This is a genomic window from Massilia pseudoviolaceinigra, assembly GCF_030846505.1.
Taxonomy (GTDB): Bacteria; Pseudomonadota; Gammaproteobacteria; order Burkholderiales; family Burkholderiaceae_D; genus Telluria_A; species Telluria_A violaceinigra.
The window spans coordinates 170,483-193,270 of the sequence record NZ_JAVCWL010000009.1 but is presented as its reverse complement, the minus strand read 5'-3'; the positions used below and the strand labels follow the sequence as shown (position 1 = coordinate 193,270).

12 protein-coding genes and 1 tRNA gene are annotated in these 22,788 nt (G+C 63.9%); 6 read left to right on the top strand and 7 right to left on the bottom strand.

Annotated elements, in window-relative coordinates:
• Positions 1–19: 19 nt before the first annotated feature.
• The 3 genes from RBA40_RS11300 to RBA40_RS11290 all read right to left on the bottom strand — a co-directional run bounded on the left by RBA40_RS11300 (position 20) and on the right by RBA40_RS11290 (position 6,104).
• Positions 20–985: a hypothetical protein gene (locus tag RBA40_RS11300; protein WP_306647968.1), complete on the bottom strand. Its 966-nt coding sequence runs from the start codon at positions 983–985 to the stop codon at positions 20–22.
• A 496-nt stretch (positions 986–1,481) separates the two neighbouring features.
• Complete coding sequence (locus tag RBA40_RS11295) at positions 1,482–3,884, bottom strand: Mur ligase family protein (RefSeq protein WP_306647967.1); 2,403 nt, start codon at positions 3,882–3,884, stop codon at positions 1,482–1,484.
• 63 nt (positions 3,885–3,947) lie between these two features.
• The gene (locus RBA40_RS11290) at positions 3,948–6,104 is read right to left on the bottom strand and encodes a cyanophycin synthetase (protein ID WP_306647966.1); all 2,157 of its coding nucleotides are present in this window, start codon (positions 6,102–6,104) and stop codon (positions 3,948–3,950) included.
• A gap of 203 nt (positions 6,105–6,307) precedes the next feature.
• Between RBA40_RS11290 and RBA40_RS11285 the strand changes: the two genes are divergently transcribed.
• The 3 genes from RBA40_RS11285 (at position 6,308) to RBA40_RS11275 (ending at position 11,732) form a co-directional block, all read left to right on the top strand.
• A complete protein-coding gene (locus RBA40_RS11285; protein WP_306647965.1) occupies positions 6,308–8,584 on the top strand; it encodes a cyanophycin metabolism-associated ABC transporter in 2,277 nt (758 codons plus the stop codon).
• A 627-nt stretch (positions 8,585–9,211) separates the two neighbouring features.
• A complete protein-coding gene (locus tag RBA40_RS11280) occupies positions 9,212–10,156 on the top strand; it encodes a GSCFA domain-containing protein (RefSeq protein ID WP_306647964.1) in 945 nt (314 codons plus the stop codon).
• A 172-nt stretch (positions 10,157–10,328) separates the two neighbouring features.
• Entirely contained in the window at positions 10,329–11,732 is a 1,404-nt protein-coding gene (locus RBA40_RS11275; protein WP_306647963.1) for a UDP-glucose dehydrogenase family protein, read from the top strand.
• 107 nt (positions 11,733–11,839) lie between these two features.
• Here the strand turns inward: RBA40_RS11275 and RBA40_RS11270 are convergent.
• Positions 11,840–11,915, bottom strand: a tRNA-Arg gene (locus RBA40_RS11270).
• A 197-nt stretch (positions 11,916–12,112) separates the two neighbouring features.
• On the opposite strand from RBA40_RS11270, the gene RBA40_RS11265 reads away from it, so the two are divergent.
• Complete coding sequence (locus RBA40_RS11265; protein ID WP_306647962.1) at positions 12,113–13,015, top strand: c-type cytochrome; 903 nt, start codon at positions 12,113–12,115, stop codon at positions 13,013–13,015.
• Positions 13,016–13,275: 260 nt separating this feature from the next.
• Here the strand turns inward: RBA40_RS11265 and RBA40_RS11260 are convergent, their stop codons facing one another.
• Complete coding sequence (locus RBA40_RS11260; RefSeq protein WP_306647961.1) at positions 13,276–15,318, bottom strand: M13 family metallopeptidase; 2,043 nt, start codon at positions 15,316–15,318, stop codon at positions 13,276–13,278.
• A gap of 54 nt (positions 15,319–15,372) precedes the next feature.
• Positions 15,373–17,634: a TonB-dependent receptor plug domain-containing protein gene (locus RBA40_RS11255; protein ID WP_306647960.1), complete on the bottom strand. Its 2,262-nt coding sequence runs from the start codon at positions 17,632–17,634 to the stop codon at positions 15,373–15,375.
• A gap of 244 nt (positions 17,635–17,878) precedes the next feature.
• On the opposite strand from RBA40_RS11255, the gene RBA40_RS11250 reads away from it, so the two are divergent.
• On the top strand, positions 17,879–19,327 hold the full coding sequence (locus RBA40_RS11250; RefSeq protein WP_306647959.1) for a S41 family peptidase: 1,449 nt from the start codon (positions 17,879–17,881) through the stop codon (positions 19,325–19,327).
• A 112-nt stretch (positions 19,328–19,439) separates the two neighbouring features.
• The gene (locus RBA40_RS11245) at positions 19,440–20,561 is read left to right on the top strand and encodes a beta-ketoacyl-ACP synthase III (protein ID WP_306647958.1); all 1,122 of its coding nucleotides are present in this window, start codon (positions 19,440–19,442) and stop codon (positions 20,559–20,561) included.
• Positions 20,562–20,695: 134 nt separating this feature from the next.
• Here RBA40_RS11245 and RBA40_RS11240 read toward each other — a convergent pair whose 3' ends face one another.
• On the bottom strand, positions 20,696–22,732 hold the full coding sequence (locus tag RBA40_RS11240) for an NADPH-dependent 2,4-dienoyl-CoA reductase (RefSeq protein ID WP_306647957.1): 2,037 nt from the start codon (positions 22,730–22,732) through the stop codon (positions 20,696–20,698).
• Between the last annotated feature and the right edge of the window lie 56 nt (positions 22,733–22,788).

The window sequence follows — 22,788 nt, the reverse complement described above, 5'->3', positions numbered from 1 at the left end:
CCGCGGTTTTTGCGGCCCCTTACGCCGCGGCTGCTTCCTCGACATCATCCTCATGGCGCGACTTGAAAAAGGCTGCGGACCATTCACGCAGGTGCCCGGCCGAATCCGCCCACGTCCACAGGCCGTTGGCATCGAGCCGCATATCCCGTTCGGGATCGAAATCCAATTCCTTGACTTCCTGATTCCGCACGAAATATCGCCGGTTGGCCAGGGAGCCGTGCCACAAATGCAGCACGGTGCCCGGCACGAAGCCGAGACGGCCCTGGCAAATCCCATCCGCCTTCTGCGCCCAGCGCGCGAAATGCCGTGCAAAGGCATGCCCTTCGCCGATCATTTTTGCGATACACGGTGACGATAGCGCGCCGGCAAATGCATGTGCCATCAGATGATCGCCGCTGCCCGTGATGCACACATCGTATAAACCGCAGGTTTCGAGGAAATCGCGGCGGGCTGCCCATGCATAGCCGGTATGGCCATGGTTTGCGTAAATCTCGTTGCGCGACAGAGCGGCGTCGCGCTGGTAGCAGGAGGCGAATGACTCGGTCACTCCGCTATTCTCCTGGGATTCACCGCGATATTCGAGATGGCCATACGGAAGCCGCACGCTGCGATCAAATGGCTGCACGACGATATCGTGTTCCAAGGCGTCCGATGTCAGTGCCAGCCAATTTGGCGCTTCGAACAGTATGTCGCCATCGGCCCACACCACCTTCCGGCATTCGGGAGGTAAATGCCGGAGCGCCAGATTCAGCATCCTCTCCTTCTGCCATATCAGCCCGTCGCCGCGCAGACGTACGCAGTTGTAGGCTTGTTCGTCGAGATCGAACTGGCTATCCACTTCCGCTTTTTCCAGAACCAGCAAGTTGCCGCCCTGCCTGACGATCGATGCCGCAAAGCGCTCGAAATTCTGACGCCGCGTGCGGTAGCCCAATGGATTGGAATAGCAGCTGATGACCCAGATATCCTGTCTAATACTATTTTCCAATTAATACCCCAGACATTACATTCAACGCCAGCCCGCTACTGAATGGCGCATAGGGCGGGTCAGCATTTTCAAGACCGGGACATTCGCTCCACGGGCAGCGTGCATACGCCTGCGCCCCATGGAAAAGATAAGACCGCATCCCGCGCCACGGCGCTTTCAAAACCCCACCGGCGCCGCGCGCGACGGTATTTACATTACGTGACCGGACACATGCAGGACAGGGTCGGCGAAAATACGCCGGACGACGCCCGTTTCCCCTGTACCAGTGTTAACACATAGCCAAGCATGCTTAGATGCTAATTCGGGCTCCTGTTTTTGTCAATGGATATGCAAGATATTTAAAGGCCAGCCTTGGTCGTTTTTTCGGACGCCCGCCGGCAGGCATTTCCGGTAACCCGGCGTCCGGTAATCCGGCGTCCGGTAACCCGGCCTCCGGTAATCCGGCCGGGCCAGGGTTATTAATAGCGTGCCCGATCGGCGTATCACTGAGCACGTTCTACGCGGCCAGGGCGCCGCGGCTGACCAGGTGGGCCAGCGCGTCCTCCACCTGGCTGATCAGGATCAGGCAGAGATCGCCCTCCCGCAGGCGGCCCAGCGCCGTGTCGATGGCCAGGAATTCACCCTCGATCTCGGCCACGTGGGTGGTGCGCGCGGCGCTTTCCAGGCCGGCACGCAGCAGCTTCACGACGTCGCCGCCGGCCCGCGCACCGCTGCGGTACGGATCGTGGTACAGCAGCACGTCGTCGAAGGCCTGGCCGAGGATCTGGGTCTGCTCGCGCAAGTCTTCCTCGCGCCGGTCGGGCACGCCGCTGATCACCACCGAGCGGCGCCGGGCCGGCATGGTTTCCACCGCCTGCACCAGGGCCCGCATGGCGTCCTGGTTGTGGCCGAAGTCGGCAATCACGGTGGCACCGCGGTAGTTGAAGACGTTGAAGCGGCCCGGCGTGTTGCCGGGGTCGTTGACAAACGTCGCCAGGCCGAGGCGGATCGCATCCCAGTCGATGCCCACGCCCCACGCCGCCGCCACTGCCGCCATCACGTTCTCGAGCTGGAAGCCGATGCTGCCGCCGAGCGTCACCGGCACCGCCGCCAGTGCCACCGTATGGCGCTCCTTGCCGTCGGTGGCCACCAGCTGGCCGTCCTCGACATGCATCACACGCCGGCCCTGCGCCAGATGGGAGGCGATCAGCGGGTTGGCGCCGCTGCCGAACAACGTCACCTGGCCGTGGCAGGCGGCGGCCATGCCAGCCACGCTCGGGTCGTCCGCGTTGAGCACCGCCATCCCGTCGCGGCCGACCGTTTGCACGATCACCCGTTTGACCGCCGCCAGCTCCTCGACGGTTGCGATGTGGTTCAGGCCCAGATGGTCGCCGCTGCGGATGTTGGTCACCACCGCCACCTGGCAGCGGTCGAAGCCGAGGCCCTCACGCAGCAGGCCGCCGCGTGCCACTTCAAACACCGCCGCATCGGCCTGCGGGTGCAGCAGCATCTTGCGCGCGCTGCGCGGGCCGCTGCAATCGCTGCGGGCGATGCGCCGGCCCTCGAAATACATGCCGTCGGTATTGGTCATCCCGGTGCGCAGTCCCGCGCTGCCGAGCAGGTGGGCGATCAGGCGCACGGTGGTGGTCTTGCCGTTGGCGCCGGTGACCGCCACCACAGGAATGCGCCCGTGCGCGCCGTCGGGGAACAGGCACGAGACGATCGCTTCGCCGACCGGCCGCCCGTGGCCGAACGATGGCGCCAGATACATGCGCAGGTCGGGCGCGGCGTTGACCCCGATCACCCCGCCCTGCTGCTCCCCGATCGGCTGCAGCACGCCGCGGCAGACCAGGTCCACGCTGCACAGGTCCAGCCCGATTGTCCGCGCCGCCTCGATGGCCTGTGCGGCCAACTCCGGATGCACGTCGCCGGTGACGTCGGTGACGTCGGTAACGTCGGTGGCATCGGTGAGGCCGGCGCCGGCCAGCTGCGGCCGCTCGCGCCGCGCAGCAGCCACCAGCTTGTTGCCGATTACCAGCAGCTGCACATTGTCGCCCGCCAGGAAGCGCTCGACCATGACGTCGCCGCCGCAGGCGCGCGCCACCTTGAAGGCGGCCTCGACATGCTCGCGGCTGGACAGCTTGAGCGTGATGCCCTTGCCCTGGCTGCGCCCCTTCGGCTTGACCACAACCGGCAGGCCGATCTGCAGCGCCGCCGCCCAGGCGTCGTCGGCGTCGGTCACGGTGCGGCCGGGCGGCACCGGTACGCCGGCCGCGTCGAGCAGCTTCCTGGTCAGGTTCTTGTCCCGGGCGATCGCTGCCCCGATCGCCCCCGTGCTATCCATCCTGGCGCCGTGGGCCTGGAGGCGCCGCTGGCGGCTGCCCCAGCCGAGCGTCACCTTGCTGCCCTCGGTCAGCCGGCGAAACGGAATGCCGCGCGCCAGCGCGCTGTGCACGATGGCGCGCGTACCCGGTCCCATGCGGACCTTTTCATCGAGCTCGCGCAGGCGCCGCAGCGCATCGGCCAGGTCGAATGGGGTATCGGCCTGCGCCGCCTTGCACAGCGCATCGGCCAGCTTCACCGCCAGCAGGCCCACGGCTTCTTCGGTATATTCGACCACGGTGAGGAAAATCCCCGGGGTCAAGCCCTCGGTGGTGCGGCTGAAGCTGACCGGGCAGCCGGCCTGCGCCTGCAGCGCCAGCGCGGCCGCTTCCAGCACCCCCGCCAGCGACAGCGCAGCGTCCTGGCCAGACGGGCGCAATGCCCCGATGCCGGGAAAACGGGCCCGCAGGCGCAGCTCAAAGCCGGGCATCTGGTCGACCGCATGCTCTTGCGGCGTGCACGAAATGTTTGCCTGGATCGCCGTGTGCCGGCTCCACCGGTTCGGGCCGCGCAAGGCGCGTGTGCGTAAAACATCCATGTTCATGTCCTGTCGGGTTATCTGCCGCGCGCGGCGGGTCCTTGATAAGGGCGGCTTGGTCTGTTACTCGGCGTTGCGCATGCCGGCACGGATCATGTGCGGGTCCAGCCCCAGGGCCCAGGCGGCGGCCAGCGCCGCCAGCACCGCTTCGCTCTGGGCCAGCACGGCCGGTTTCAGCAGCGACAGCGGCAGCAAGGCCGTTTCGTCGGCGCCCAGCGCCAGCACGACATGGCCGTCGCGCATGAAGGCGGCGCGCCGGCCCAGCGCGCGCTGCGCGGCGATGGCCGGCAAGCGCCCGTCCAGGCCATACAAGATCACGTCGCCGTCGCACAGGCCGGCCATGCCGGCCACCAGCTCGTCGGCCGCGTTGAGCACCGCCACGCCGTGCGGCAAGATCACGTCGACCTGGGTGCGCAGCACCCGGGCCAGCTGGTCGCGCTCGTGGATATAAAACGCTTCCAGGCCGGCCGGCAGGGGAACATCGGTGACCACGCCGACCAGGCATTTGTCATAGGCCAGGCCGTCGGCGAGCATGGTGCGGGGGGTGCTCTCGAACACGGCCGCCTCGACATTGCGGTTGATCAGCAAGCGCTGCGCCGCATCCCATTCGCCCAGGATGCCTTGCGGCAGTTTGCGGCCATTGAGCCACTGGCCGTCCTGGCCGCTCAAGCCCACATACTTGCCGCTCATGTGCAGCAGGCTGGCGATGACCCGCGCGATCAGGGCGGTGCCACGGGTGCCGGCAATGCCGACGATGGGGATGCGGCCAGGGTCAAGCGCCTGGACGCCGAACAGGTGTCTGACGATGGCCTTGCCGACCGCGCGCGGCGCGCCGCTGCCCGGTTTCGTGTGCGTCAGCAAACCGGGGCTGGCATTGACTTCGACGATCGCGCCGTCTTGCTGATCGAGCGGCCGGGAAATGTCTTGCGCCACCAGGTCGATGCCGGCGACGTCCAGCCCGACCACGCGCGCGGCCAGGATGGCGCTGGCGGCGATGCTGGGATGGACCTCGTCGGTGACGTCGCAATCGACATTGCCATTGCGCTGGATCAGTACTTTGCGGCCGGCCGCCGGCACCGAGCGCACGGTCAAGCCTTGGCGTTCGAGTTCGAGGATGATTTCGTCCGACTCGCCCAGGGCGATCCGGTTCAGCGCCGCGTGCGCGGCGCGCCGCGGATCGCCATTGATCTGCCGCTCGATCAGTTCGAGGATGTCGGCCGCGCCGTCGCCGCTGACAAAAGCCGGTTCGCCGCGCGCCGCCGCCACCAGGCGGCCGTCCACCACCAGCAAGCGGTGCTCGTTACCGCGCACGAACGATTCGACGATCACGCCGGCGCCGTCGGCCTCGCGGCTGGCCAGGTGATAGGCGGCGCTGACCTCGTCGCGGCTGTTCAGGTTGATCGACACGCCGCGCCCATGGTTACCGTTGTGCGGCTTGAGCACCACCGGCAAGCCGATCTCGACGGCTTCTTCCCAAGCCGCCTCGGCGCTGCGCACCAGCTCGCCGTCCGGCACCGGCACGCCGCACCAGAACAGCAGCCTGTTGGTCAAATCCTTGTCGCCGGAAATGCTTTCGGCCAGCGCACCGGTCAATTCCGTTTCAGCGGTCCAGATGCGGCGCTGGCGCGCGCCATGGCCCAGCTGCACCAGGTTGCCCTCGTTGAGGCGGATCGCGGGAATGCCGCGCCAGGCGGCGGTCTCGACGATATGGGCCGTGCTCGGCCCCAGGCACAGGCGCTCGGCCAACTCGCCCAGCCTGGCCACGGTCGCGGCCACATCGTACGGCCGCCCGTCGATCGCCGCCATCAGCAGGTCGCGGCCGGCGGCCAGGGCGGCCCGGCCAACCTGTTCCTGGTCGGTGCGGAACATCATTTTGTAGATCGTGCCGGGGTCCGACACCTGGCGCGTGCGGCCGAAAGCGGTCTGCATGCCAATCAGGTTTTGCAATTCCAGCACCACATGTTCGAGGATATGGCCAGCGTAAGTGCCCTCGCGCAAGCGCGCGAAAAAGCCGCCCGGGCCGCCTACGGTGCAAGCGTGTCCGGCCAGCGTGGGCAACAGCGCCGTCAGCCGCTCATACAGTCCCGGAATGGTGTTCGACGGAAAATTCTCCAGTTCGCCGATGTCGAGTATCGCTTCGATCACCGGATGGTAATTCCAGACATTCGGCCCATGCACATAGCTGACGCGGAGAATGTCGATGTCTTTCTTTGTGGTCATTTTTCCGTTCTTGTCCCTGGGTATGCGCCATGGCTAACTCGGCTATGTTAGTGTATCTGCAATATGGCAATACGGCAATACGGCCACATGAGGCCCCTGCCGCCTTCCGATCTTGCTGTATACTCAACATTTTTTTCCAGGCATTTCCCCTCTTATCAGGCAATTTTTCGATACGGCAAAGATCGACCGGAGTATGTTGCACAATGACAAGCGAATTGCTTCCCCCTCCTCTCCTGAACCGTAGCGAATTGCCGGCCATCTGGCGCCGCGAAGTGCAGCAGCAACTTTCCAAAGGGGAAAGCATTGTCAGCGCCCTGGTGCTGGACCTCGATGCCCGGCTGCATTTCGCCAAGGGGCTGGTGGTGGTCACGCAAAGCCGGATCCTGGCGCGCGCGCCGGGATCGGGCGGCTGGTCGGCCTGGCCGTACGGGCCCGCGCTGGTATTAAAACACCATGACCACGCCGGGGTCGGGCATCTGGAACTCGTCGATGCCGATGCCCGGCTGGCGGCCTGGTGCTTTACCCTGGGCCAGAATCTGGTGGCGAGCCGCCTGGTCGAACAATTTTGCGCGCTGCGCGACCGCCAGTGCGGCAATGTGCCGCTGCAAGGCGGCGAGCAGCATGCCTGCCCCCACTGCAAGGCCGCGCTCGAACCGGACCGGCAAGCATGCCCGCTGTGCACCAGGGTGGCGTACAGCGCGCCGTCGACCTGGATCCTGTTGCGCCTGTGGCGCTTTGCCAGACCTCACCAGGGCCAGCTGGCGCTGGGCTTCGCCCTCATGCTGATGAGCACGGCGGCGCACATGATTCCGCCCTACCTGACCATGCCGCTGATGGATAATGTGCTGATTCCTTATCAGAACGGCAAACCGGTCGACCCGACGCTGGTGGCGATGTACATGGGCGGCTTGCTGCTCTCGGCCGTGCTGGCCTGGGCACTAGGCTGGGGCAAGACCTATGTGCTGGCACTGGCGTCCGAACGCATCGGCGCCGACCTGCGCACGGCCACCTACGAGCATTTGCTCACGCTCTCGCTGGACTATTTCGGCGGCAAGCGCACTGGCGACCTGATGTCGCGCATTGGCAGGGGCACGGACCGGATCTGCATGTTTCTCTCGCTGCACCTGCTCGACTTTGCCTCGGACATGCTGATCATCATCATGACCGGCGTGATCCTGTGCTCGATCGACCCGTGGCTGGCGGCGGTGGCCCTGCTGCCGCTGCCCTTCATCGCCGGCCTGATCCGCGCCGTACGCGAGCGCCTGGACATCTGGTTTCAAAAGATCGACCGGGTGTGGGGCGAAGTGACCAATGTGCTGGCCGATACCATTCCCGGCATCCGGGTCGTCAAAGCCTTCGCCCGTGAGGCGCGCGAAGCGCAGCGCTTCCGCGGCGCCAACAAGCGCAATCTGGCGGCCAACGACAAAATGAATCGCATCTGGTCGCTGTTTTCGCCGACGCTCTCCTTCCTCACCGAACTGGGCTTGCTGGTGATCTGGGTGTGCGGCATCGAGCGCCTGTCCAGGGGCCACATCACGGTGGGCGTGCTGACCGCCTTTATCGCCTACAGCAGCCGCTTTTATGGCCGCCTCGACTCGATGAGCCGGATCGTCTCGGCGACCCAGCAGTCGGCCTCGGCCGCCAAGCGCATTCTCGACATCCTCGATCATGTTTCCAGCGTGCCCGAACCGGCCAGGCCGGTGCACTTGCCGCAAGTGCGCGGTGCGATCACCTTGCGCGCAGTTGGCTTTCGTTATGGCAACCGGACCGTCAACCGCGGTATTTCCCTGGACATCAAGGCGGGTGAAATGGTTGGCCTGGTCGGCCACAGCGGGTCGGGCAAGACCACCCTGGTCAACCTGATCTGCCGCTTTTACGACGTATCCGAGGGCGCCATCCTGCTCGACGGGGTCGATATCCGCTCGCTGCCGCTGTCGGCGTACCGGCGCAACATCGGCCTGGTGCTGCAGGAACCGTTCCTTTTCTTCGGCACCATTGCCGAGAACCTGGCCTACGGCAAGCCGGACGCCAGCCGCGAGGAAATCATCGCCGCCGCGCGCGCCGCGCATGCCCATGAATTCATCCTGCGTATGCCTCAAGGCTACGATTCGATGGTGGGCGAGCGCGGCCAGGCATTGTCCGGCGGCGAACGGCAGCGCATCTCGATTGCCCGCGCGTTGCTGATCGACCCGCGCATCCTGATCCTTGACGAAGCCACCTCCTCGGTCGATTCGGAAACCGAGAAGGAAATCCAGAAAGCCCTGGACAACCTGGTGCGCGGACGCACCACGATTGCCATCGCCCACCGCCTGTCGACCCTGCAAAGCGCCGACCGCCTGATCGTGCTGGAGCGCGGCCAGGTGGTGGAAGAAGGCGCGCACGACGAGCTGATGGCGCGCGAAGGCGCGTATTTCCGCCTCTACCAGGCGCAGGCGCGCAATGTGGACACCGATCCCGACGACCAGCCCGGCGAAGGATAAGCGCCACGACCAGCCGCCCGCCGCAGGGCAGCGCCGCCACTGCGCCGGCGCCAATACCGGCGCCGCCGACCCTGCATATTCTCCTGCCGCACTCTGCCGCCAATCGAATGTCGCCCTTTCTTCCGATAATCGCGGCCGGCATGGAACGCCAGCCCTTCAACGCGTCATCACACGCGCCAGCGCGCCGGAAAACCCGGATATCGGGCGCACCCGGGTACACGAAACAATCGTCGCGTTATGTCGATAAGCGCCATCGCCAGAGCGGCAAATACACGGCGAGCCGGATGCATTCAAAGGTGAAAAATGGGCTGAAAGATTGTCTTGACCAATGGATACACTTTAGAGTAATGTATTATAAGCAACAATGCACAATTCATCACCCATTCTATTCGGGACAGGTTGGTGAGGGCGCTTGGCTTGGTGCGCATTTCACGGTCTGCAATGCTGGCTTGAGCGGATATAGGGTATCTGCAAGTAAATCAATGTGATTCTTGTCTTCCATCGCCGCCGCATTTCAGCCCTCCTGGCGAACCCGTTTGCGAAGCAGTTTCTGTTTCGTGCCAAAAATGTCATTTCATTGCTTTTTGTTAATTAAGTAAATCGGTGTCTTTGGATAGAGGAATATCTATGTCTTGGCGTTCCGCAATGCCACATTCGGGGAGTAAATGGGTGCTGCACGACAGCCCGCTGACGCAACCCGTCAATCCCTTGAGGTTTCTGAGCAAAAGCAGTTGTATCTACTCGATCGGCAGCTGTTTTGCGGCCAACATGAATCGTTGGCTGAAGTTCCAAGGCTTTGCGGTTCCGGAAGTGTCCTGGGGTCTTCACTACAATAGCCGCACCATCCTTCACGAGCTGCGTCGTGCCGCCGGATACAGCGTGCCTGACGTCGATTGGCGGGTATGCAGAAATGACGGCGTGACTGTGTATGGCGATGCATTGCGCCACTGTATCGATGCCCAGAGCATCGAGGAACTTGGCCGCATCAAAGCCGACATTGCGGCGCAGTCGCGCGAGGTATTCGAGCGGGCCGACGCGTTCTTCGTCACCCTGGGCCTGTCGGATGTGTGGGAAACCGCGATCGACGGGGTGCCGGTGACACTGAATCGCGCGCCTTATCTCGGCGTTAAAATTCTCGATGAAAAAGCGTCCGAGCGCATTGATAACCGTTTTTTAAGCGTTGAAGAATGCGTGGATGACATCCGCCAGATTATCGGCCTGATCCGCGCCGCCAAGGGCGCCGAGACGCCCATCATTTTCACCGTGTCTCCTGTTCCGCTGAAGCACGCTAACGGGAGTTTTCATCCGCATATCGCCAACAGCCGTTCCAAGGCGATCCTTTTGTCGGCGATCTACAGCCAGCTCGACGAACATTGCAGGGATCCCTTCGTTTCCTATTTCCCGTCCTACGAGTTTTTTGCGGCCAATCCATTGCAGATGATGCTATGGCAAGAAGATGACCGCCATCCTTCACTCGATGCGATCAACCATGTAGCAAGAGCGTTCGCCTCGTCGTATGCGGTCGAGGAATTTGCGGAGCGTCCGGGCTTTACTATCGATATGTTTTCCTGATATTGGGCCGGCAGGGATTCTTCGATTTTCACGAACCAGAAAATATCTCGCCGTGCATGCTTCCCGCCGATTTTTTCACGAAAAGACGCCGCCCATCCTCCCGGAAATCCGTTCTTGATCATATCGACACTTGTGCTGTGGATGGGCTGACAGGAAAATTGAAAACGATCCTATGAAAATCACTGTTATTGGTACCGGTTATGTCGGCCTGGTCACTGGAACCTGTCTGGCTGAAGTTGGAAACGATGTGCTGTGCCTTGACCTGGATGTAGCGAAGGTGGCCAATTTGCGCCAAGGACGCATCCCCATCCATGAGCCGGGACTGGAGGCCATGGTGCAACGCAATGCCCGCGCCGGCCGCCTGCGGTTTTCGACCGATATCGCCGAAGCGGTGCAGTTCGGCTCAGTCCAGTTCATCGCCGTCGGCACCCCGGCTGACGAAGACGGCGACTCCGACATCCAGCATGTGCTGGCGGCGGCGCGCAATATCGGCCGTTTCATGACCGGATTCAAACTCATCGTCAACAAAAGTACGGTGCCGGTTGGCACGGCCGAGCGCGTTGCCGAGGTCATCTGCAAAGAATTGGCGGCCCGCGCCAGCGACGCCACGTTCGAGGTGGCCAGCAACCCTGAATTCCTGAAGGAAGGCGCGGCCGTTGCCGACTTCATGCGGCCCGACCGGATTGTCATCGGCACGTCCGGCGAGCGTGCCGGCCCGATCCTGCTCGAACTGTACGCGCCCTTCCAGCGCAACCACGAACGCATGGTCACGATGGATGTGCGCAGCGCGGAACTGACCAAGTACGCGGCCAACGCGATGCTCGCCACGCGCATCAGCTTCATGAACGAGCTGGCCAACCTGTCCGATGCGGTGGGCGCCGACATCGAGCGGGTGCGCCAGGGCATTGGCGCCGATGAGCGCATCGGCTACCACTTCCTCTACGCGGGCACCGGCTATGGCGGCAGTTGCTTTCCAAAGGACGTACAGGCGCTGCGCCGGATGGGCCAGCAGGTTGATGTGTCGCTGCGGGTGGTGGCCGCGGTCGAACAGGCCAATGCCCATCAAAAGTACGTCCTGACGCGCAAACTGGTGCGCCGCCTGGGGAACGACCTGCGCGGCAAGCGGATTGCCATCTGGGGCCTGGCCTTCAAGCCCGACACCGACGACATGCGCGAAGCGCCCAGCCGCTCCATCATGGAGCATCTGTGGAAACTGGGCGCGTCCATCTGCGCCTACGATCCGGCGGCAATGCAGGAAACGCGCCGTATTTACGGCGAACGCGACGATCTCGAATTGGCTGCGGACCCCATGGCTGCCCTGGCGGGCGCCAGCGCGCTGCTGATCGTGACGGAATGGCGGGAATTTCGCAGCGTCTGCCTGGAGCAGGTCCGCGAACTGCTATTGAACCCGCTCGTGTTTGACGGGCGCAACCTGTACGATCCCGAACGAGCGAGCGCGGCGGGGCTGGAATACTTTTGCGTCGGCCGCAGCCATGCACCGGCAGCGACGCTCGCCGCCAACGCCGGCGCGATGCCCGCGCAAGCCGCGCCGCTGGGCGCGGCCATGGGGTTCTGAGATTGCCGGCGCGGCCACGAAGTGCCATTCGGGCGTTGATGTTGTCTGTGTGTTGACGTCAATTTTCCCGAAAAATCACAACAACCGTGGGAAGTCGGACGATTTTCTGGTGCGGCTGGCGGGGATCGAACCCACGACCCTTGGCTTCGGAGGCCAATACTCTATCCACTGAGCTACAGCCGCGCTGAGGAATGTCGAACGTAACGCGAAGGATACCGTTTTTTCTGTACCCGCGTCCATGGAAAGTGTCGCGTTACAGGGAATTTGCGTTCCATAAGAGGTGCTTTGAGTCTATAATCGCGGGTTTGGCGAGTATTTGCAAGTTCCTCCATGCGAACACGATCGGCCGGCAGCTTTTTGAAAATTGTACTAAGGACATCATGAGCGACGCACACAACGAACACGAATCCGCGATCCGGACACCCAAGCAGCTCGTCGCTGCGGTGGTCGGCTTCTTCCTCGTCACTGTCATCGGCATCATTCTGCTGGTAACGTTCGTGACGACGACGAAAACCACTGGCGCCGGCACCGACAGCCAGAAGGCCGAAGCGATCGCCGCGCGTCTGCGTCCGGTGGCCGATGACGGCTACACCCTCAAGGATGCCAACGCGCCGAAGATTTTCCTCGCCGGCGACGCCGTGTACACCGCCAACTGCGTGGCCTGCCACGGCGCGGGCATCGGTGGCGCACCGAAGGTCGGCGATGCCGGCGGCTGGGCTACCCGTATTGCTCAGGGCTACGATACGCTGGTCAAGCACGCAATCGTCGGTATCCGCGGCATGCCTGCCCGCGGCGGCAATCCTGATCTGGACGATGTCGAAGTAGCGCGCGCAGTCGTGCACATGGCAAACCAGTCCGGCGCCAAGTTCAAGGAACCAGCCGCTCCTGCTCCCGCCGCAGCCGCAGCCCCGGCAGCCGCCGAAGCAGCAGCGCCAGTCGAAGCAGCGCCAGTCGAAGCAGCAGCACCGGCGGCAGCTCCCGCAGCGGCCCCGGCTGCAGCAGCAGCGCCGGCCGAAGCGCCAAAGCTGGCCGCTGACACAGGCAAGACCGTCTACAACTCCGCATGCATCGCTTGCCACGGCGCAGGTATCGCCGGTGCGCCGAAAGTCGGCGACAAGGCAGCATGGACCGCACGTATCGCGCAAGGCGCGCCACTGCTGTACGAGCACGCGATCAAGGGATATACCGGCAAGGCTGGCATGATGCCTCCAAAAGGCGGTTCCTCGGCATCGGATGACGAAGTCAAGGCAGCGGTTGATTTCATGGTTACCGCATCCAAGTAAGCGTTCAGAACGCCCGCTAAACCGCTCTTTTCAGGGCGGTTTTTTTTCGTCTGGAGAAATAGCCGAGGGAGGCTGGCGCAGGCAGTTGTTGCAAACTTGACAGGAACACATGCGTTTGCGCCAGGGGCAGGAGCGGCGCCAGTGAGCGCTCGCACACGTAAAGCCGTCGCGAGCACGGCGCCCGGCAAATCCCCCGTTCCCAATACCACGGGCACAAAAAAGGGCCACTCGCGTGGCCCTTGTCGTGTCAATTCACCCGATTACCAGATCGTGACGCGCTCTTTCGGCGGCAGGTACATCTTGTCGCCTTCCTTCACGCCGAACGCTTCGTAGAACGCCGGCTGGTTCATCATGGTCCCGTTCGCGCGGAACTGGCCCGGCGAGTGCGGATCGGTCTTCACCTGCACGATCTGCTGCGCTTCACGCATCTTCATGCGCCATACCTGCCCGAAGCCCATGAAGAAGCGCTGGTCGCCGCTCAAGCCGTCGATCACCGGCGCTGGTTTACCGCCCAGCGAGATCTTGTACGCCTTGTACGCAATCGCCACGCCCGAGTTGTCGCCGATGTTCTCGCCCAGGGTCAGCTCGCCATTGACGTTGTAGCCCTTCAGCGGGCTGTAGCCGCTGTACTGCTTGACCAGCATGTCGGCCTTGGCCTGGAACTTGGCGCGGTCTTCCTTGGTCCACCATTCGCGCAGGTTGCCGTCGCCGTCGGACTGGCTGCCCTTGTCGTCGAAACCGTGGCTGATCTCGTGTCCGATCACCGCGCCGATGGCGCCATAGTTCACCGCGTCGTCGGCGCGCATGTCGAAGAACGGCGGCTGCAGGATCGACGCCGGGAACACGATCTCGTTCATCGTCGAGCTGTAGTAAGCGTTCACTGTCTGCGGCGTCATGCCCCACTCTTCGCGGTCGATCGGCTTGCCGAGCTTGTTGATGCTGCGGTTGTAGGCAAAGGTGCGCGCGCGCATCATGTTGCCGACCAGATCATCCTGCTTGACCGTCAGCGCCGAATAGTCGCGCCATTTGCTCGGATAGCCGATCTTCGGGCGGAACTTGGCCAGCTTGGCCTGGGCTTCCTTCTTGGTCTCCGGACCCATCCAGTCGAGCGTGTCGATGCTCTGCTTGTAGGCCACCAGCAGGTTCTGCACCAGCTCTTCCATGCGCGCCTTGCGCTCGGCCGGGAAGTGCTTGGCGACGTATTCCTTGCCCACCGCTTCGCCCAGCACGCCATTGACGGTCGAGACGCCGTTCTTCCAGCGCGGTTCGTTTTCCGGCACGCCCTTGAGCACGGTTTCAAAGAAGGCGAAATCGGCGTCGACGAATTCTTTCGACAGGTATTCCGAATAACCGTTCAACAGTTGCCATTCGAAATACGATTTCCAGGTCGCCAGGTCGGTCTTTTCCAGCACCTGGTTGAATCCGCTCAGGTAGCTCGGCTGGCCGACGATGACGTAGTCGACCTTGCCGGCCACGTTGGCGGCGCCCAGCGCGCCCTTCCAGTCGTAGCCCGGGGTCAGCTCGCCCAGCTTGGCGATCTCGACCTTGTTGTAGCGCTTGACCGGATCGCGCAGCTCGACCTTACTCCACTGCACTTCGGCCAGCGCGGTTTCCAGCGCCAGGATGGCCTTGGCCGCGCTTGCCGCATCCTTGTGGCCGGCCATGCCCAGGGTTTTCTCGATATGGCGCTCGTACTTGGCGCGCACGTCGGCCAGCTTGGCGTCGTCTTTTTTCAGGTAGTAGTCGCGGTCGGGCAAGCCCAGGCCGCTCTGGCTGATGTAGGTGGCGTAGCGCGTCGATTCGCGGCTGTCCTGGCCGACGTAGATGCCGTACGGCACGCTGACGCCGATCTTCGACAGATGCGCGATCAGGGCCGGAATGGCCTTCTTTTCACGCAGCGCGCGAATGCGCTGCAGTTCGCCGGCCAGTGGCTTGTAACCGAGCTTTTCCAGCTTGGCTTCGTTCATGTAGCTGGCGTACAGGTCGCCGATTTTCTGCGTCTCGCTGCCGGCTTTCTTGTTCTTTTCGTTCTGGGCCGCTTCGATCAGCACGCGCAGCTGCGGCAGGGTGTCGTCGCGCAGCTTGGCAAAGGTGCCCCAGCTCGACTTGTCGGACGGGATCTCGGTATTTTTGAGCCACAGGCCATTGAGGTAGCTGAAAAAATCGTCCTGCGGCCGCACGCTGCTGTCGATGTACTGCACATCGATGCCGGAAAGCGGCGCGGGCGGTTGGACCGGTTCGGCGGCGCTGGCAAAAGCGGCCGCCAGGCTCAGGGTCAGGGTGCTCAGAAGATATCGTTTCACAGGGGTGTCCTTATGGGGCGGGGAAAAAATGGCTTGTGGCCATGGCATCGATCACTATAACTTCATTTCCAGACGAATGGTCCAGGTGGTGTACGTGCGGCTGGCCGTGTCCGACAGCTGGGCAATGCCCTCCTTGGTCACGCTGCGCCCGGCCACGTAGTCGTCGCTCATCAGGTTGTTGGCCGACAGGCGCAGCTGGGTGCCGGCGCTGAACTTCCACAAGCCGTACACGTCGAACTGGCGCTTCACGCCGGTAGTGGCGATTTCATCGGCACTGGTGCGCACCCGGATCGCCGGGGTCCAGTTGTAGCTGCCGCCCAGGGTCAGCGGCACGTCCTTTAGCCGCCAGTCGAGGCCGACGTTGGCGGTTTGCTTGGCTTGCTGGTCGAGCCGGTTGTCGGGGCCGGGAATGCCATCCACGCTCGACCAGAAACGGCTGTAGTTCGAGCGCAGGTCGATAGTCGGGGCGTTGGCCACCAGCTCGGCCAGCTGGAACTTCGCTTCCAGCTCGATGCCGCTGGTGCGGGCGCTGCCGATGTTCGACGGGCTCGACAGCCAGCGCGGGCCATCCGGCGTGTCGCGCAAGCTCAGTTCACGCCGCATCAGGTTATCGATCTTGCGCACGAATCCGCTGGCGCTGAGGATGCCGCTCTTGCCGAGGTAGTGCTCGTAGGCCAGGTCGATCCCTTGCGCCAGCTCGGGTTTGAGGTTCGGATTGCCGGTGCGGTCGGGCCGGGTTGCGCTGTTGAGCTGCGAATAGGTTGGTACGGCGATCAGGTCGTTCAGCTGGGGTGCGCGGTAGCTCTGCGTCAGGCTGGCGCGGATCTGGTCCTTTTCAAAGCCGGGAATGCGCCACACGGTGTGCAGTACCGGGCTCCACACGCTGCTGTTGTTGCGCACGTCGCGCCCCTGGTTGGTGGCGCTGGTACGAATGCCTTCCCAGCGCAGACCCAGGTAGGCCGACCATTGCGGCGTGATATCCCACTCGTCCTGCACGTAGCCGGCTACGCGGCGCGTGTCGGCCGTCATGCTCGACCCCGATTCGGCGAACTGGGCGCGGCCGTTGACCAGCGCCACCGTGCTCTGCTCGCGGTGCCCGCCTTCCAGGTCCCAGCCGGCGGCCAGCAGGTGGCCCTTGGCCAGCGGCGTGCTGTACTTGCCGCCGCTGTTGAGGCTATGGCTGCGCGAAGTGTCGACATCGTTGAAGACATCCTTGAGCACGCCGTTGTCGGCGTACTGCTTGCGCAGCGAAGTGCTTTCGCTGCGCCCGCCGCCGAAGCCGAACTTGACATCGAGCTTGGCGCCGGCTTCCATCCGGTGCAGCCAGTTGCCGATGCCGCGCAGCATCGTCATGGACGAGGTCGAGTCGGACAGCGCCAGCGCGTACTCGCGCTGCGGCGGGCCGATGCGCTGGGTCAGCAGGCTGCCGCTGTCGCCTTCGCTGCGGTTATGCATCAAGAAGGGCTGGAAATTGAGCGTGTCGCCATTGTCGAATTTATACGACAGGCGCGGCGTCAGGTGCACCGAGCGCGAGCTTCGGTTGCTGTGGGCGTCGACCTGCTGGTCTTTCAGCATCACGCCGGCCGGATCGGTATCCTGATAGGTGGAGATGCTTTCATCGTGCTGGCGGTTGGCGCCCATCGAGCCGCTCATCAGCCAGGTCAGCGCACCCACCTTGCCGGGCATGGTGAGCGACACGTTCGGTCCGTGGCGGCCATCTTCGATGCTGTCGGACAGCTTGAGCTGGATATCCTTCTGCTGGTAACCCTCGCGCAGCACCACGTTGACGGTGCCGGCGATGGCCTGGGTGCTGTGTTCGGCCACCGGGCCGCGCATGACTTCGATGCGTTCAACCTGATCCGGCGAGAGCGATTCGAGCGAAAACCCGGCCGGTGGGCGCTCGCCGTTGACCAGCATCTGGGTGTAGCCGTTGCCCAGGCCGCGCATGCGCACCCCGCCGCCGCCCCGTCCCGGCGGCCCGCCCATGGTCACGCCGGGCAGGCGCTTGAGGATTTCGCCGACGCTGCTGTCGCCGTTGCGGTCCAGTTCCTCGCGCCCGAACACCATCTTGGCGGCGGTCGAGAGGCGGCGCGATTCGGTGTCGCCGGCGCGGCTGCCGTTGATGGTGACCGCCGTCACGCCCGCTGCAGCCTTGGGCTCGCCCTTGGACCTGGGTACGCGCACGGCGGGAGGCACGGCGGCAGCGTCCTCCGCCGGCACGGCTGTCACCGGTCCGGCGGGCGCGTCCTGGGCGTGGAGGGACGGGGCGATACTGGCGATCAGGGCGGCGCAGGCGAAGGGAATCAGTTTGCTCATCGGGGGTTCGGTGGGTGAATCAGGCTGGCTGGACGGCAAGTGGGTGGCGCGTCATCGGGCTCGCGATGCTGGCATTCTAGCCCTTGCCTTCCCGGGGGAACCGCCGGGCCCGGTTTTTTTACTTTTCGATACACAAACCGCACATGCACAATTTCGCTGCGGGCCGGGTAATCGGGTTTATACTGGATTCGTGCCAGCTCATCAGCTGAACTGGCGCATTTTTCCTGGCATCGTAGGTGACACCATGGGTTCTACCCTCAAAAATTCCGGGCTGGTCGGCCTGGGCGCCCTGGCCGGCGTGGCCTTTTCCATGCAATTTTCGGCGCTGGCGCAAAAGCCGGTCGAACAAGGCATGCCGCTCGAAGAACTGCGCCAGTTGTCCGACGCCTACGATCTGATCAAAACCGATTATGTCGAAGCGGTGGCCGACAAGAAATTGCTGACCGATGCCCTGAGCGGCATGGTGGCCTCGCTCGATCCCCATTCCGCCTACCTCGACAAGAAAGCCTACCGCGACCTGCGCGAAGGCACCCAGGGCAAGTTCGTCGGCCTGGGCATCGAAATTGCCCAGAGCGAGGAAGGCTACATCAAGATCGTGGCCCCGATCGAGGATTCGCCGGCCTGGCGCGCCGGCATCAAGGCGGGCGACCTGATCACGCGCATCAACAACGAGGCCATCCAGAACCTGGGCATCGACGAAGCGATCAAGAAGATGCGCGGCGAGCCGCTCACCAAGGTCACCCTGACCCTGCTGCGCAAGGACGTGGCGCTGCCGCTGGTGATGACGATCACGCGCCAGGAAATCATCCAGAAAAGCGTCAAGGGCAAGATTGTCGAGCCGGGCTACGCCTGGCTGCGCATTTCGCAATTCCAGGAACCGACCGTGGACGACATGGCGGCCCGCCTCAGCGCGCTGTACCAGCAGGATCCTGCCCTCAAGGGCCTGGTGCTGGACTTGCGCAACGACCCGGGCGGCCTGCTGCAAGGCGCCATCGGCGTGTCGGCCGCGTTTTTGCCGCGCGGCGTAGAGATCGTCTCGACCAACGGCCAGCTCGCCAATTCGCGCCAGAGCTACCTTGGCAAACCCGAGTATTACACCCTGCAGGGCGACGGCGACGTGCTGGCCAGGCTGCCAGCCGCGCTCAAGACGGTGCCGATGGTGGTGCTGGTCAACACCGGCTCGGCCTCGGCCTCCGAAATCGTGGCTGGCGCCCTCCAGGATTACAAGCGCGCCGTGATTCTCGGCAGCCAGACTTTCGGCAAGGGCTCGGTCCAGACCATCAAGCCGCTCGGCGGCGATACCGCGGTCAAGCTGACCACGGCGCGCTATTACACCCCGCACGGGCGCTCGATCCAGGCGCGCGGCATCATTCCCGACTTTCTGGTCGACGAAAACGCCGACGGCGATGGCTTGAACGGGTTTCGCATGCGCGAGGCCGACCTGGAGAAGCACTTGTCGAACGACCGCGACAAGGAAAGCGCGGCCAGCACGCGCGAGCAGCTCGACGCCCAGCGCCGCCTGCTGGCGATCGAGCGCAAGCGCAAGCCGCTCGAATACGGCAGCGCCGACGACTTCCAGCTGGCGCAGGCGCTCAATCACCTGAAAGGCTTGCCGGTGCAACTGGCCAAGCCCGCCAAGGACCCGGCGGCCGAGGCGCCAGCCGCGCCGGCGCCCGCGAAAAAGCGGAAATAGGCGCTCTCCACCGGGGTAGCCCCGCGCTTTTCTCGCCACCATGAAGTCCATTGTGTAGAATCAGCGGCACGTGCCGGGTTATGCCCGGCTTACCTTATTTGAAAGCTCCACCATGAAACAAGTCGTCATCAGCGGCACGGGTCTGTTCACGCCGCCCCATTCGATCTCCAACGAAGAGCTGGTTGTCGCCTTCAACGCTTACGCCGAACTGTACAACGCCGAACACGCTGATGCAATCGCGGCGGGCGAACTGACGGCGATCGAAGGATCGAGCGCCGCCTTTATCGAAAAAGCATCGGGCATCAAATCGCGCTATGTGATGGAAAAATCCGGCATTCTGGACCCGGCGCGCATGACGGCGCGCATTCCCGAGCGCGCCGACGAAGAAATCTCGCTGCAGGCTGAAATCTGCGTGGCCGCCGCGCGCCAGGCACTGGACCGGGCCGCACGCACGGCGGCCGACATCGACATGGTGCTGGTCGCCTGCAGCAACATGCAGCGCGCCTACCCGGCCATGGCGGTCGAGGTGCAGGAAGCGCTGGGCATCGACGGTTTCGGCTTCGACATGAACGTGGCCTGTTCCTCGGCCACCTTCGGGATCCAGACGGCACTGGCGGCGGTGCAGAGCGGGCAGGCGCGCGCGGTGCTGGTGCTCAATCCGGAAATCACCAGCGGCCATTTGAACTTCCGCGACCGCGACAGCCACTTCATTTTCGGCGACGCCTGCACGGCGATCGTGATCGAAGCGGCCGAGACGGCGACCAGCGCGCACCAGTTCGAGATCCTCGAATCGAAGCTCAAGACCAAATTCTCGAACAACATCCGCAACAATTTCGGCTTCATGAACCGCTTCGACGAATCGGGTGTGGGCAATCCGGACAAGCTGTTCCGCCAGCAGGGCCGCAAGGTGTTCAAGGAAGTCTGTCCGATGGCGGCCGAGATGATCCGCGAGACGGTCACCAATGCGGGGCTGGAAGTGGCGCAGGTATCGCGCTACTGGCTGCACCAGGCCAATCTGAACATGAATTTGCTGATCACGCGCATGCTGCTCGGGCGCGACGCCGAACCGCAGGAAGCGCCGGTCATTCTGGACACGTATGCCAATACCTCGTCGGCCGGTTCGATCATCGCCTTCCACAAGTACCAGGACGACATGCCAAGCGGCTCGCACGGCGTGATTTGCTCGTTTGGCGCGGGGTATTCGATCGGCTGCGTGGTGGTGCGCAAAAAATAGTAGCCGACGACTAAGCTCAAACCCGTTCACTTCAAGCCGTCGCCCCCGCGCAGGCGGGGGTCCATAGCACCTTTGAGCATACGTGCTATGGATCCCCGCCTGCGCGAGGATGACGGTTTTAGGTGTACTTGTCTTTAAAGGCGCGCGGCCAGTTCAGCGCCTTCCCTGATGGCGCGCTTCGCGTCCAACTCGGCCGCCAGCGCCGCGCCGCCGATCTTGTGGAACACCGGCCCACCACTGGCCGCGCCCTCCTCCGGCATCAGCTCCGTCAAACTGTCCTGCCCCGCGCAGATGATCACGTTGTCGACCGCGATCAAGCGCTCTTCCCCACCGACGGTGATATGCAGGCCATGGTCGTCGATCTTGTTGTACGTAACCCCGGCCAGCATCACAACGCCATTGCGGCTCAGGGTCGCGCGGTGCACCCAGCCGGACGTCTTGCCCAGCCCCGCACCCAGCTTGGACGCCTTGCGCTGCATCAGGAACAGCTGGCGCACCGGCTCGGCCGCGTGCGGCGCCACCAGCCCGCCGCTGGTGGTCGCTTCCAGGTCCACGCCCCATTCGCCAGCCCACTCGGCCACCGGCAGCGGCAGCGGGTGCGCCGGGTTGTGCAACAGGTACTCGCCCACGTCGAAACCGATCCCGCCCGCGCCAATGATGGCCACGCGTTTTCCCACCGGCGCTTTTTTCTGCAACACGTCGATGTACGAGAGCACCTTGGGATGCTTGATGCCCTCGATCGGCGGCATGCGCACCTTGATGCCGGTGGCGACGATCACGTCATCGAAGCCGCCCGCCAGCAGCGCCTCGCGCGTGACCCGCTCACCGAGCCGCACCGTCACGCCGGTCAGCTCCAGCTTGCGCGAAAAATAGCGGATGGTTTCGGCGAATTCTTCCTTGCCCGGGATTTGCATGGCGATCTTGAACTGTCCGCCCACCGTGTCGCTCGAATCGAACAAAGTCACCGCGTGCCCGCATTCGGCCGCCACGGTCGCTGCCGACAGCCCGGCCGGACCGGCGCCCACCACCGCCACCTTGCGCGGCCTGGCCGTTTTTGCGTACACCAGCTCCGTTTCATGGCAGGCGCGCGGGTTGACCAGGCAGCTGGCGCGCTTGTTGGCGAAGGTGTGATCAAGGCAGGCCTGGTTGCAGCCGATGCAGGTGTTGATTTCGTCCGCGCGCCCGCTGGCCGCCTTGATTACGAACTGGGCGTCGGCCAGGAACGGGCGCGCCATCGACACCATGTCGGCGTCGCCGCGGGCGATGATGTCGTCCGCTTCAAACGGCATGTTGATGCGGTTCGAGGCCACCACCGGAATCTTCACTTCGCGCCGCAGCCGTCCGGCCACGCTGGCAAAGGCCGCGCGCGGCACCGAGGTGACGATGGTCGGCACGCGCGCCTCGTGCCAGCCGTAGCCGGTGTTGAGGATGGTGACGCCGGCGGCCTCTAAGGCATGCGCGACCTTGATCACGTCGTCCCAGGTGTTGCCGCCTTCGACCAGGTCGAGCAGCGAGTGGCGGTACATGATGATGAAGTCCTCGCCCACGGTCTTGCGGATACGCTTGATGATCTCGACCGGCAGGCGCATGCGGTTCTCGATGCTGCCGCCCCAGCGGTCCTGGCGCAGGTTGGTGCGCGCGCACAGGAACTGGTTGAGCAGGTAGCCTTCGCTGCCCATCACTTCGATGCCGTCGTAGCCGGCGCGCTTGGCCAGCCTGGCGCAGCGCGCGTAGTCGCGGATGGTCGCTTCGATTCCGCTTTCCGTCAGCGCGCGCGGCTTGAACGGCGAGATCGGCGACTTCACGTTCGATGCCGATACCACCAGCGGCTGATAACCGTAGCGTCCCGAGTGCAGGATCTGCATCAGGATCTTGCCGCCCTCCTCGTGCACCGCCGTCGTCACGCGCCGGTGGTTATACACATCGCCGGCGAAATTGAGGGTCCCGCCGAACGGCAGGAGCCAGCCTTGGCGGTTGGGCGAGATGCCGCCGGTGACGATCAGCCCCACTCCGCCCTTGGCGCGCTCGCGGTAAAAGGCGGCCAGCTTGCCGTAATTGTAGAAGCGGTCTTCGAGCCCGGTGTGCATCGAACCCATGATGACGCGGTTGCGCAAGGTGGTGAAGCCCAGGTCCAGGGGCGCGAGCAGGTGCGGGTAGGCTTGGATTGTCATGATTGTGATGGGTGGGGGGCGTGAAGACGGAACGTCGGGACTGCATATCAAGACGA